Source organism: Shewanella indica (genome assembly GCF_002836975.1).
In the GTDB taxonomy this organism is placed as follows: domain Bacteria; phylum Pseudomonadota; class Gammaproteobacteria; order Enterobacterales; family Shewanellaceae; genus Shewanella; species Shewanella indica.
In genome coordinates, this window is sequence record NZ_NIJK01000044.1 from 139,002 (window position 1) to 152,134 (window position 13,133).

At 47.5% G+C, this 13,133-nt stretch carries 9 protein-coding genes; 1 reads left to right on the forward strand and 8 read right to left on the reverse strand.

The window, feature by feature from the left end:
* Nucleotides 1-12: 12 nt before the first annotated feature.
* Genes CX650_RS15270 through CX650_RS15280 form a run of 3 tightly spaced genes read right to left on the reverse strand, consistent with a single transcriptional unit; the run spans nt 13 to nt 2,279 of the window.
* Complete coding sequence (locus CX650_RS15270; protein ID WP_101096291.1) at nt 13-882, reverse strand: HD domain-containing protein; 870 nt, start codon at nt 880-882, stop codon at nt 13-15.
* On the reverse strand, nt 879-2,057 hold the full coding sequence (locus tag CX650_RS15275) for an Arm DNA-binding domain-containing protein (protein ID WP_101096292.1): 1,179 nt from the start codon (nt 2,055-2,057) through the stop codon (nt 879-881). The genes CX650_RS15270 and CX650_RS15275 overlap by 4 nt, the downstream gene beginning before the upstream one ends.
* A gap of 9 nt (nt 2,058-2,066) precedes the next feature.
* Entirely contained in the window at nt 2,067-2,279 is a 213-nt protein-coding gene (locus CX650_RS15280) for a hypothetical protein (protein WP_101096293.1), read from the reverse strand.
* Between the two features lie 145 nt (nt 2,280-2,424).
* Between CX650_RS15280 and CX650_RS15285 the strand changes: the two genes are divergently transcribed.
* Entirely contained in the window at nt 2,425-2,664 is a 240-nt protein-coding gene (locus CX650_RS15285; protein ID WP_101096294.1) for a helix-turn-helix domain-containing protein, read from the forward strand.
* Nucleotides 2,665-2,764: 100 nt separating this feature from the next.
* On the opposite strand, the gene CX650_RS15290 is transcribed toward CX650_RS15285, so the two are convergent.
* From CX650_RS15290 to CX650_RS15310, 5 genes are read right to left on the reverse strand one after another with little or no spacing between them, the layout of a single operon-like run.
* Complete coding sequence (locus CX650_RS15290) at nt 2,765-4,582, reverse strand: hypothetical protein (RefSeq protein ID WP_101096295.1); 1,818 nt, start codon at nt 4,580-4,582, stop codon at nt 2,765-2,767.
* Entirely contained in the window at nt 4,582-6,906 is a 2,325-nt protein-coding gene (locus CX650_RS15295) for an AAA family ATPase (RefSeq protein WP_101096296.1), read from the reverse strand. The genes CX650_RS15290 and CX650_RS15295 overlap by 1 nt, the downstream gene beginning before the upstream one ends.
* The gene (locus tag CX650_RS15300) at nt 6,893-8,407 is read right to left on the reverse strand and encodes a hypothetical protein (RefSeq protein ID WP_101096297.1); all 1,515 of its coding nucleotides are present in this window, start codon (nt 8,405-8,407) and stop codon (nt 6,893-6,895) included. The genes CX650_RS15295 and CX650_RS15300 overlap by 14 nt, the downstream gene beginning before the upstream one ends.
* On the reverse strand, nt 8,391-11,702 hold the full coding sequence (locus CX650_RS15305) for a DEAD/DEAH box helicase (protein ID WP_101096299.1): 3,312 nt from the start codon (nt 11,700-11,702) through the stop codon (nt 8,391-8,393). Before CX650_RS15305 ends, CX650_RS15300 begins: the two co-directional genes overlap by 17 nt.
* A gap of 9 nt (nt 11,703-11,711) precedes the next feature.
* Nucleotides 11,712-13,127, reverse strand: coding sequence for a serine/threonine protein kinase (locus CX650_RS15310; protein WP_157823038.1), 1,416 nt, complete (start codon nt 13,125-13,127; stop codon nt 11,712-11,714).
* Nucleotides 13,128-13,133 lie beyond the last annotated feature (6 nt).

Below are 13,133 nucleotides of genomic sequence, written 5' to 3' on the forward strand. Positions count from 1 at the left end.
TGCCCCCAAGTTTCATCCTAGTCGTTTATACCATTGGTCATTCATGGCGGAATGTGCATACCAATGATGGGGGGGCACGTCTGTAAAAGCCGTGCGCCAATGACAAACCTCCATCGACAGGTTATCGCACAGTCTAACCATAGAGGCAGGAAGGTAAGACTCATGCCGGCGCCCTACTTTTAACGATAAACAACTGCTTAACGCTTCAAATATTTTTGGGGAACTACGGTGCAGCACTTCTAACGGCTCGGCCAATACCATGAAATTGTAGGACTCATGAGCGCCCGCAATGCCATCCCGTGTGTCGGCATTATAAAAGAGGTGAATTTTGCCAATGTCATGCAATAGCCCACCAATAAACGCTACACCAACACTCAAGGGACCTACATTGTAACGCCAACAAAGCATCGCGGCTGTTACGGCCACTTCATGACTATGCTCCAACAATCCTGTCTCATGATTATGATGATGACTTCGACTTGCCCGGGCAATAAAGAACTGGCTCATCAACTCCTGATTAAGTAATACCGCCAAATAGAAATGTCGCAGTGCAGCATTCTGAATAAGTCCTAAGATCCCCCAGATATCGACGATGATGGATTCACACCCTGCTGGCACTAATGAAAAATGGCGATGAACGGCGACCTCATCAGTCACTTCTGGAACAGTTAAAACCTTCTTAATGTGTCGCTCATCGTCTGCAGTCCACTGCACCAATACCAATTGGCCTTCAGGCCGTACCCCCGTCATGACATCGCAGGGCACTTCAAGTGATAAGGACTCGCGCAGACAGCGGAATTGCCATAATTGTGACGACTCACTTTGTGCGACTCTGTGTACCCAGGCCAAGTCATCAGAAGTACCTCTGGACCTGATATTCATTTTGACTCTCCTTCGATTTTTCCCTTGCGGATCAAACGCTCGAACGCTGCACCATCCTGTCCAAGTAAATTGGGCACATAACGCGAATAGACTCTGAAAAGCATACTGGTATTAGCGTGCCCTAATTGCCTGGCAATCCATTCAGGGCTCTCGCCGGCAGCCAGCCAGAGGGTCGCGGCAGTATGCCGTGTCTGGTAGGGATTTCGCTTTTCAAGCTTGAGGTGTTCCAATAGTGGGTACCAGATGCGTTTGGTGACATTTTGATGATTCAACGCTGCGCCACTCCGATTGCAAAAGACAAATTGACTCTTGGTCCCAGTTTGCTGCCGCTGTGCCAGCAGCGCTTCATATACCGGCTGACTCATGGCAATTGCCCTGAATGAACCTTGTGTTTTTGTAGGGCCAAGAGTCCCCCGCACCAGTGATTGGCGGATGTGTATTAACTGCCTGGCAAAATCAACGTTTTCCCACATCAAGCCATCGATTTCACCAGTCCGCATACCTGTGAAAAATCGAACGATATAGTAGGGACGAAAATCACTTCTTACCCCCTCTATAATGCGGCAGACCTCATCAAGCGAGAATGGTTGAATATCACTTCGAGGCATCGGTAGGGCCCTAATATTCCGCCAGGGGTTGTCAAAGCCAAAACGCTCCGCAGCATCACTCAGCATTAGGCGTAGATATGTCATGATGTGATTAATGCGCGAGGCCGATAATGATTTCGAAGTAGTAGCATCGACTTCACATAACTGTGTACGAAATCCAAGAATATCGGTCTTGGTGATAGCGGCAATCATGCAATCACCTAACGCTGGGATCAGATGGCACCTGAGAATGCCCTCAACCGTCTCAACCTGACTGGCGCGCCACTCCACTTTCTTTTCCGCTAACCAAAGGTTTGCAAATGCGGCAAGCTGCATTTGCCCACCGGCAGCTTTAAGCTGGCGCAGTTTTTCGAACTGCCTGAAATGTTCTGCCTTAGGGCTGTTTGGGAAATGGTGCCCATAATCAAAACTGCCGCTTTTCATCTGCTGTTCAAACAAAGCCATCAGTTTATTGAGCTTCTGGCGGTTAGTTGGATTGTCGATAAGGCTTGTTTGCTCTCTGCAACGCACCCCCTTGTATCGAAAGTCCAAATAGAGTTTGCCATCACGGCTATTCACTGTTCCCATGATGTTCTCCTAATCCATCTGATTGATCAGATCGTGAGCTGAGGCGCCAAGCAGCATGGACTCCTCAACCCGCTCCCAGATGTACAGAATTTTGCGCCCGCCAAAGGGGCGGATGTAGTGCACGCCCTCAAACAGAACAGCATCCTTAAGACACTGCCGGATGGTGCGAACGTCGTACTTAATCCGTGCAGATAGTTCTTCTGTGGTGAGATATGTACTCATAACCGCCTCCGCAATTGACTCACATATGATTCATTTGAAGCTCTTGAGTACACAATAAATCACAAATGAACAATGTCAAGCGTTTTTTGCATCATGTATGACTCATTTGATATGATGTGTGAGAGATATGACTTATGGATAGAACATGATAAGAATCCTTCTCATCAAGTTGCTTGATGAAAAAGCCTTCAAGGAAAAGCGCCGGATAACCTTGTCTGAGGTGAGTGAAAAGACAGGTATAAGCCGTGCCACGTTAACGCGTATCGCCAACGTGCCAGGCAACGTCACCAACACTGATACTATCAACGCGCTGTGCAAGTATTTCGAATGTCAGCCGGCAGAGTTATTGGTCTATGTAGAAGAAGATGAAAGCGATGCTGATTAATTTTCTTATAAATATGATTTTATTAAATAAAAAAGGTTCCCAAAGAACCTTTTAGCTGAACGTTATTTGTATAAGATGCTTTGTAAGCACCTATGACTATTCAAGCAACCTGTTTCTCATCTATTTCAAGCTCAATTATTTGATGCCATCGCCCTGCGCTGAGCTGTCTTGCAGTATCGAAACCAATTCCGAATTTCCAGCCAAACCCCGTGGATCTCAGCTCCCAGTCTGCGGCGCACAGATTGCAAGATGATTTAAAGCCTCTACCTTCCCTAGAAACGAAGTTTGAACCGTCAGCTAGTCGCCCACAACATGGGCAATAAGCTACAAACTTGGCGGCAGTGTACAGTTTCTCCAGAGCTGCCTTCACTGCCGGTGACAAAGTAAAAGCTCTGAGCCAATGTTGAAATTCGTCATTGCTCAATTGGCTGGCCAATTTAAACTGTCCAGAAGGTTGGGACTTGGGCCAGTTTTCTTTAGTCACCTTGGGAAGTTGGCTGACCACGGCTCCGTAGTCAGGTACCACAACTTTAATCCACCATCGTTGAACTGCTTCGATGACCCTTTCTTCGGTGAATAGATTAACAGGAGAACATGAGAAGAGCGCATCCGTCTCTGTATCGACGAATAGGCGGCACATAAAGCGGTTTGGCCTCTCTTGTTCTACTGGAAAACCGTCTGTCAAAGGAACAAATGTGAGCGGTTCCGAGCAATCAAAACTTACGCATGATAACTGCCAGCTATTACCTACGTTATTCAGTTTTCCAGACATACCAGACGGGTGGTTTAGCAACCAGCAGTCGCCAGATAATGGGATAGTATCCCAGCCAATTTTCTGATGGGCGCGCAAAACCACCATGCCTATATATTGCTGATAGGCAGCTTGTTGTCTTTGCCGTTGTTGGAAAATTTGAACTGGGTCTTTGGTGCTTGACGCCGTTTCTTTTATCCATATATTCCACAGGTGTCTAACCTTCATGTAGTGTGGGTCATTCAGCAGAATATTGGTGCTCTTAAGCGTAAGCGGAACCTGTGCCTCTTTGGGGATGGCTCTGTATGTTTCACTCTGTTTAAGTTGCTGTATTTTTCTAAGCAGTTCATTAAATTGCTCTAGCTTAGACTCGGAGAGGCGTTTCAGACTTTCAGCCTCCTCCTGGGCAAAAGATTCCCCCCAAGAGTCACAAAGTGCATGACGCAGGCTCCGGTGAAGTGAATCACTGCCGTCTAATTTCAATCCTTTTTCAAGAACCTTATCCAGAGCTCTTAATTCAGCAAGGATCTTTTTAATGTACCGTTCGAGATGATCCAGCAATCGTGCATAAACTCGATTTTCATAGATATGGAGTTCATCCTCGCTGATCTTGGCTTGTAATTTCTTTGGCACCACGCCTGTAAAGGTACGCTGTTGCCAGCATTCAGAATGTGCTGCCAAATGCCGCTGAAAGTTGCTCGCCGTCCGCTTTACCCTAGACACGGGTAATAACTCCTCATCGTATCTCATCGAAATGCGAGGTGATTTCGCGATACTGTGAAGATGCCCTGATTGCATAACTTCTTGTAATGCCATTTCCAGCTGAGAAGAATCAAACCTGTGCGCTATTTGTGGTGGAATAACAGCCGATGGCAGCGAAGCTGTATCCGTCAAGTCAGCAATTGCATTGATTTCTTCCAACGCCTGAATAGCAATATCTCTATCCGCCTGCATATCAATATTGAGCTTGTCTCTCGTAAGTCGGACAGACACGCCATCTATCTCGATTTTGCCTCGACCATCGTCAAGCAAAATGGTGCCAGCAGGCCAGCGACCATGTATGCCCAGGCAACTTTCCTTAATTAATGCATAACGACCAGAATCAATGGCACTCTCTCTGGAAATTGCAACCGTTTCGCCAGTCACACAATCTCGAAGTGTGAGCATCAGGCCATCTCCTTACGCTCAATTTCCTGCAGCAGTCTCTCACCGCATTTAAGTGCAAACTCCTTACTAAACATCTGTTCCCAAACATCATTTAGACAACTTTCAAGCTTGTTCAAATGCTCAGTTTTTGTGTCATAGCGCCCGGTAACCTTGCCATCTCGGAATAGGCGAGTTGATAGCAGATGATCCAATGCCTGGCTGGATGTGCCGCCACTAGCCATCACCACCGGAATAAACTGTCTTGCCTGGCGCTCTAAACGGTTGCCCCAGCCAATGCCAAAACGCTGTTCCAGAACTTTTGTAATCTCATGTGCCTGTAGCACTTTAAAGAGTCGGTCCACTTCTGGTCGGTATTGTTTGATTGCCGTATCGAAAGCTGCTTGCATAGAGGAAACGCTGTACACAACTGGGCGCTTTAACGTTGTCGAAATGCCCTCTGAATCGTTGCGACCAAGTTCCATCACAAAGCTTCTGTCCTGGGTTTTATCTGCAAATTCAAATGTGGTTTCATCATGGTTTGCTGTGCCAATAAACCACAGGTTGTCTGCAACACGGATCTTTCTTCCTTCCATCAGCAACTGAGGATATTTCGCAGGGGTGTTTTCCATCAGCACAACGTGCCGATCATCGCCGGTAAGCTCGAGTGCAGAGAGAAATTCGGCAAAATACTGCTCGGGGCGGGATAGGTTCATTTCGTCCAGTAGCACCACATTGAATCGATCTTTAAATGCTGGCGTTTGAGCTTTGTAGAGTGCGTGCAGACACTCTTTCTCATAAAATCTTTTTTCAAACGCGTTGTAGTGCCCGACGAGATCATAGCGGTCTCGCCAACCCGCCTGAACCGGCACCACTGTACATTGACCGCCAACAGCCCGAGCAAAAGCTTTGGCTAAGCTGGTCTTTCCTGTTCCGGATATCCCCTGCAGAATGTGTAGCTGGCTCATCGCCAAACCACCCATAAAAAGGCGAAGGGTATCTTTACCGAAATAAAGAGGGTTATTTGGATCGACCTGGCAAATCCTTGCTTGGAGATCATCAATGAACTCTGCAAGAGCAGGGATAGGTTGAGTCACAGAGCCTTCCCTCAGTTCCTCGTCCATTTTCGTCAACTCAGGGAACGTAGGCTGTCCTTGCTGCATGTCTTTAAGACTCTCGATTTCCCGTCTTAACTGCTCAGTTGCAAGCCCTAGAGCATCATTATGTTGCTGCAATGCTCTGTTTTTCAGCGCGAGCTGTTCACGCTCCATTATGCCGGTAGCTCTTTGATTGCGTTCGATATTGGCTTCCTGCAATTCTTGTGTGCGCTCTCTGAGTTGGTCTTCCAGACTGCGGTTGAAATCTTTCAGGTACTCGACTTCATCCTCCAGCTCAGCAACAGGGCGGCCGGCTAATTTTTGTCGATATTCCCTGACTTCTGTTTCAAGCTTATCCATAGTCCTGAACAGTTCTTCAACAGAGGGCATATCATTTTGCTTTAACGTTCTCTCAAGTTCTGCAAAGTCAGACAGTCGTCCTTTTAGTTCCTGAATTGTTTTTGCATCCCTCTGCCTGTAGTTCTGAATTAGCTCAAGCTCTGATTCGAGCTCGGAAATTCTGTCACCAAACTGCCGTTCTAATTGGGCTTTCTTTATTCCTTCCCAAGAAGCACGGGCAGACTCTTTTGCCTCCAATTGAGCTTGCTGTACTTCTATCTCTGCCCGCTCTCTTTCCTGGGCCAGCTGTGCCAGCCTCAGTTTTTCCCAATCGCTATTGATGGCATCAGTCTGCTTTTTTCTTTCATCATCGATGACTTGCTGGGCATTTATGATTGCTTTCCGGTTTTGTTCCAAGGTTAGAAGTTGCTCTTCTTTCAGTTTGGATAACTCAGCGCTTAACTTTGCCAAAGACTGATTGTGGAGGTTTACAAACCCAGCTTGAGCCTCAGCCTCCCTCACTGACAGGCTTTCTTCCTGCTGGATCAGTCTCTTTTCTTTGATAAGCAAGTCATTGCGCATTTTTTCCATGTTGCGCAGTTCTTGCTGGTGATCTACCTTTTGGGTTTCTATTACTGTTTGTTTAGTCTTTATTGCAGTCCGATCCCGTTCCAGCTCATCACGCTCAGAGGCTAACGATTGCAAATCATTTTCGTACTGTGATTTCAGTGAGCTCAACTCACTACAAAGGGCCTCTAACCTTTCAAGCGTTTCAGGAGTAGCTTCATCCATCAACTCGCTATCGGGTTTTGTTCCCGTAATGCTGGCGATTTTTTCTGTAATAGCATTTTTGGGCATTTTGGGGGTTTGTTTGAGCGCTGGAATGTTAGTCCGATTTCTATTTTTGGCCATTACTCAGTCCTTCGAAGAACGTCTTTAAGAAAGAAGCGCAGATGTCAGCGGCTTCCAATGACATGGATTTAGAGACATTAAATCCCCCCTCTGCGTGCGCTGTTTTGTCACGCCAGTGAGATAAACGGTACGCATCGAGGAAGAGATTTTCTTGTTGAACAAATTCACGAATAGGATGCGTTGGGTAGTCAGGCATCGACAATAAGCAAGCTGCAAAGCACAATCGAAACGAGCCTTGTTTATTTTTGGCAGTGTTAAACACCGCTGAATGCCGGAGTTGTAGCGCCTCTTCGAGTTGCAAGCGGGATAAAAATGGAGCTGCGTCACTAATCAGCTTTCGCATTTCTTTGGGACCGCATTGCCGGGGAATAATTTTCAGGTTTTTAAGGGGATATCGCTCAAGGCAATATCTTACGCAGTGTTCGATGATGCTCGAGCTTTGAGTGATCAAATCCCGGTAATCGTGGTACCTGTTAGTCTCCCCGGCGGTTTCTATTTCCAGTTTACGGCTCATCCACCCGTGCAGAAGACCGGTTAAACCATCAACAGTGTCAGCCTGGCTATACTCGGTTAGCACCTCTAACCTGGCTTGTTCTGACCTTGCTGCCAATGCTTCATCCAACGAAGAGAAGTCATTGGAGTCCTTAATGCCAATCATTTGCATGATTTCACGACTTATTTTGGGATAACTTGTAAAAACGCCCTCGATTTTGTTTCGCATCCATTGCACGTCACTATGGAGTCCAATAGGGTCCTGCACGGCCCAAATATTCTCAAGTGCCGGCGTCGTGTAAGTCCAGACCCAAAGATAGGCGTTGAAAGGAGCTCTATCGGTAAGCTTCAGAGCATCCAGCTGACGAAAAGACTCAAACTCGTTTGAATGTCCCATCATCCACGCATTACGTTGAGCTTGGTGCGTAGCCTCCATAACATGACGGAGTTCGTCCCTGCTTGGAGATTTTGGGTCGACTTTTTCCCTAATGACAGTTGGTCGCCATGGCCAATTAGAACCTTTTGAAAGAGAAAATTCCAAAGGAGTCGTGGCAGTATTCGACGGTTCAATAGCATTAATATTGTTGGCGTATCTCGGAAACAGGCTACCGTAGACAGCATCCTGGAAAACATAACCTGTTCTCAGCCCTGTGGAGCTCGGCATATCCTGCTGCAACGCTTGATGTCCCTCGTCGGTCAACCACCCCGTGTTTGCATCCACCCACCCATTAGGTTCGAGTTGTTGTTCAATAATGTACCTCACCATCTCAGGCTCGAGTCCATGCCACTGTGCTATCTCGCTAAGGCGAGTGCTGTCCAACCGTCTTCCAGTTTTCATTGAAAGCAGGGATAAGATAGAGCGTTCGAATATGTTGATGCTTTTGCCAGAGAGATTGGGGCCGTAGACCTGCCAAACAAAAACTGGCCACAATACAGCCCTTACCGACTGGCGTTCATCAACTGGTGGCCGGTTTTGGTAACAGATGAAATCATCAGAGAATCTTGCCATGTGCTCCCTCACATAATTCAAAAAAGGCAGGGAACCCGGGTAGCAATGGCATATTGTCTTCAGGATTTACACCATTCACATTTCTGAGTTCTTTATCGCCCACAACAATTAACAGCTTTTTCTGTCGGCTCATGGCGACGTTGATACGATTTGGAAGCCTTAAAAAGCCCAGCTTGCGATTCAAACTTTCGGTATTTATCTCAGTATCCGACGTCCAGGTCCGCACAACCGAGAGAATTACCACATCGAACTCTTTCCCTTGAAAGGCATCCACTGACCCGACTCGCAGACGTTCCTCACCCTGCTCATTAATTCGATACTCGGCGCCAATCTGCCAACCATCCTCGGTATGTTCCGCGAATCCCAGTGCTGCCAGCTCCTCATAAATTGCGTCTCTCTGGGCACTGTAGAAAGTAATGATGCCAACACTGATATCGGGATAGGCGTTGAGGAGCTTAGATGCTTCTTCTGCACATCGTTTTGCCTCATCAGTCCTTAATCTGCTGCCATGGCGCTTTTGCTCAAGGCCCAGCTCCTTAGGCACATCCACCCACGCAGCGCAGCATCCTTGATAATCTTCAATACCATGTTCAAACACTGCTTCAGATAATCCTGGTTCGATCGGATCAAAACCGCGGCGCTCGTAAAACTCACGACTAACAAAGCGACCCAGCACAGGATGCATGCGAAATTGGGTATCAAGCATCACAACACGCTCCGGGCCGCCATTTTTATGCATTTCTTTAAACTGCCGGTATAAATGCTCAAACAAACTGATGCGAAGCAGCTCAGAATTAACGGCATCCAGTTCATGTTGTTCCTGTAATTCCGTTTCAACCCTCGGCTCAAGCATGTGGGGCAACTGAAGGTGATCCCCCACCAGCACAATGCGGCGTTTGGCCATCGCCATTGGAATCATCAAATCCAGCGGACTGGCTCTGGCTGCTTCGTCCACTATGACGGTGTTAAAGGTTATGCCTTGTCTCTCTGTTGTTTCCTTGAGACTGAGCATCTGATCCCCAGCGGCTTGCTGACAGGTTGCACCGATAATAGTGACGTAATCTTCGATGCTTTTTTCAATGTTGTAAGCTTGGTTTTCAAGAGCCTCAATATACTCGTGTCGCACAATCAGAGGTCCCAATACTCGGGATTTTGAGAGCAACCCATAGAGCTCGCTTTCCATCTCGTCCAGCACAGAACAGTCAGCCTCATCGATATATGAACGCAGCAGATATGGCCGATAGTCCGGACGAACGGCATCGATGAGTTGTTCTTTAGTGGATATTATTTCCTCAATAGCGGCTTCCTCTGAAAGCCGGAAATCTGTCAACAGGTGCTGTAATTCACGCAAGCGCGCTATTGTTGGATGGCCACTCAGGGTTGGGATGGTTTCAGCAAATTTAAGTAAATCTGCCAGTCTGTCATCTCCATCATCGTTGAAGGCCACAATGCTGGTTCTCAGCCCTCTAATCACTCGCAATAGTTCCAAACGATGGCTATTTGAAAGCTGTAACTCGCTGCCTTTAAGGTGTTTCACGAGCGTTCGTTGCCATGAATCACTCAATGCATTTGAGAGATACATGTCATGTTCATTAGAGAGTCTCGTCAGTATATCCTCGATTTCCAACGACAAAGCTCTTCTGGAACCTGGATCCCTGGACATCCGCAGGCTGAGGCTTGTCTCCTTCAGCTGCTCGTAAAGACCAAATTCCGGCCAGGACTTAAGTTCTGCCTCAAGAGGCTGTTTGAGTGAAAGTATTTTACCAATTCGCCATTTAGTGATTGGGTTTTCCGAGGCATCGCCTCCGAAGCGACGCCCACCAACTTTTACTGCTGGCAGCCCAAAAACGCCCGAACGTCCAACGACGTTCTCTACAGCGTCATGTTGGAAGCTGGTCAATAAGACCTGATGCTTCAACGATGAGTTGTCCGAAAATTCATCCACAATACGTTGCTGCAGGGCTGTAATGACCTGAGTTTTTCCTGTACCTGGCGGGCCAATGATGAGTGCCACATCAGGCGTGTTCAGGGCAACTTTCAGGGCATCTTTTTGCCTTGCCGTTGGCTCGCCTTTGAAGCGTTGTCTGGCTTTTGTGGATAAGGCTGTCAGCGTTCTGGCTCTTTCTACAGGCGGTTCGATACCCTCAAGCAACATTCGCAATTGTGGCATGAGGTTTTGATGCAATTGTATGGCGCGATAGGCTCTTTCTCTGCGCTCATACGCCGTTTTATCGCCTTGAATAGAAAGCAAAATAATGCCTTTTTGAGGAGGCGGATTTTGCTTGATTTCGATTTCGATATACGGAGGGCTAATTTGGATATCGCGCCCTAGCAATGGGCTGCGTCCTGTTGCTTCTTTTTTGACTGGTTCGGACTGCTCCAGCATCCAGCTTGGTGGCTCATCGGTAATTTCAAATATCAGCTCGGTGGTACCCAGCTCATCGTTATCCTGCAAGGCTTTAATCCGTTTACCAAATTCAATGGCTTGCTCATGGCCTACATTCAGTCGAAAACGTGGGATTTCTTTGCCCGAATGACACATTGCGCTGTAAGGAATGTAGCCGAGTTTTTTGGCGGCACGTGTCGCGATGTTCCATTGCAGTTTGCTGTATGTTTCCCAAAGGCTAAGGTAACTACCACTATTGTTGATGTGTTGCTCCAATACATCGACAGCACTGGCGTTGACCCTGGCAGCAACTGAGTCATCGACAAACTCTGCATTGCCAACCAACGCAATGAGGTCGCTGTCGTCTCTTCGAAGTTTGGTCAGTTTCTTGGCTCGCCAGAGCCTACCGTCCTTGAAGATAGAGAGTGAGTAACTCTTACCAACCAGCTGGAAATCATTCCGCTCCTGACTTTGGAAATAGCGAGCGATTAACATGGGTTCGTCCAGCTCAAGGATAAACTCATCCTTCAACCAGTCATTGGCTTGTGCGACGGAGTTTTGGGCGATAAGGGCCTCATTGGATAATTGCTCTGCCAGGTAGCCGTCCACGGCTATTTTTAAATCCAATGACAATCTGAGCTGGAAGCCGGCGTGTTCCAGATGAACATGGTTACCCCCCAGTTGCGCCAATCGCCATAAACCTAATCTTGTCGAGGCTAAGTCCTTAGTTTTTGGATCGCTGGCCCTAACCAAGGCAATCAAGCCATTTTGGGATACAATCAGGTCGCTTTTATCGCTGACCAAACGAACTTCTTTGCCTGATTGCCAATTGAGTGCCCCAGAGGTGCTATCAACAAAGTGAATGCAGTGCAGTGTTGGGTCGAAAAAGCGAAAGTCAGCTAACTTCATACGAGCCCCCTACCAACGAAAAGCCCAGACGGGATGGATTGTGACTCCGTCTGACTGCTGTGGTTGGACAAGATGAAGAAAGTAGTTCTCTCCCATTTTCTTACTATCACTCAGAAGTAACCGCCTGGTTATCTCTTCCTGTTTGCCATTTCTCACCAAGATGATGCGGTTGCCCGGAATGACATTTACCGATAGTCCCTGCTCATCAAGTCTTATCTGGCATACTTCGTCAGACTCATAAAACAAAGAGGTTCCTGCTGGCATTCTTTTCAATGCGGCTGTTTCGCCTCGATTTAGCACACGCCCAAACCCTGTTTTTAAAAGCTTTTCGGTCAGTTCTGGGTCAGAGCTATAGACAAGTGCAGTCAGCAACACCGAGTTGTTGGCATCTGTGGCAGTCTTGCAGAATGGACAGGCATGGCTTCTGTAATAAGAGCTCTCACAAGCAGGGTTATGGCAAACAAGCAACATCGAAATGGCTTCATCGAGTACGCAGCGCCATTCCGATAAGGTCGGACGTTCCCAAGCGCAGCATTTACCTTGTTCGAAGCAGCGATGAAACAACTCCTGCATTTTGTTTGATGCCACCAAATCCAGCGGGATCCCACCTGAGTGCTCATTGGTGTCATCATCAGGCTCCAGTGCCCATGGCAATTCGCCTCGATAGGCTTGTTGCTCCAATTCGAGCTCGCCATCCTCGACTAAGATACCTTTAAGCGGATGGTTGAGAGTGAGCATTTGATAAGCAATGACAGCAAACGACCAGGCATCTGTCAGGCTATTGACCCCGGACTCACCTCTAACCACTTCAGGGGCACCATAGCCAGGTGAGTACAAATGTGCCCAACCCGTCCGTTCATTGGCGCAAATGTTATCGCAATCGATAAGCCAGGCCCGTGAATGGGTGACCTGTTGTGATACGTAGATATTACTTGGCGATAAATCACCGTATGCCAGTCCTTTCGCGTGAAGCCTGGCAAGCGTATTGGCAATTTCCGCTAACAGTAACAGTCGCCGCTTCAAACCTCCGGTCAGTAGATAACCCGTAAGACCCCGCCCTTCGACCAGCGAAGTAAAACTGCGCTCCATATCCGTCGACAGAGGATGTAAACCGTCCATCAGTTCCATCACATATCCAGGAAGAGGGCTTGTGATCAGTGCTTTAGGCGCGGCAATTGCCAGCCCTTCCAGATCTTGCCTCAGCACCCATTGGACATGCTGAAACCAGTTTTGCTCTTTATCCTTATTTTTACGATAGAAGGTCTTCACCAGAGTGTTATGGTGGTTGGTTTTCCATACCTTGCCCTGTCCACCTTCGCCCAGTAGCTCTGTGCATTCGTAGGTGGAACCATATTGATCCAAGACAAGACGTTTTTGGGGCGCTGTCTTGGCTTTCTCTGCAGTCGGTTGAACGTGTTGAGTCATTAAATC